This is a genomic window from Pseudomonas sp. F007 (assembly GCF_057814275.1).
This window is the reverse complement of record NZ_JBVATA010000045.1, coordinates 1-290: the sequence shown is the minus strand read 5'-3', so window position 1 is coordinate 290 and position 290 is coordinate 1. Positions and strand designations below refer to the sequence as shown.

The 290-nt window shown below is 67.9% G+C and carries 1 pseudogene; it reads right to left on the bottom strand.

Going from position 1 to position 290, the window contains the following annotated elements:
• Positions 1 to 278: pseudogene (locus ACZYR5_RS29655) on the bottom strand (thiolase family protein); the annotation flags it as partial.
• Between the last annotated feature and the right edge of the window lie 12 nt (positions 279 to 290).

The window sequence follows — 290 nt, the reverse complement described above, 5'->3', positions numbered from 1 at the left end:
CCGGCGACTACGACATCGGCACTGCCGGCCCGCAGCATGTCGTGGGCGAGAATCGCCGCTTCCATGCCCGAACCGCACATTATATTGAGGGTGGTGCAACGGGTCGACATGTCCAGACCGGCGCCCAGTGCCGCCTGGCGCGCCGGCGCCTGGCCGTGGCCAGCCGGCAATACGCAGCCGAACAGCACTTCTTCCACCGCATCGGTGGCAACGGCGGCACGCTCGTCCGCCGCGCGGTTCGCCGCAGCACCCAGTTGCGGCGCGGTAAGGCTTTTAAGCTAGCCCTGGTA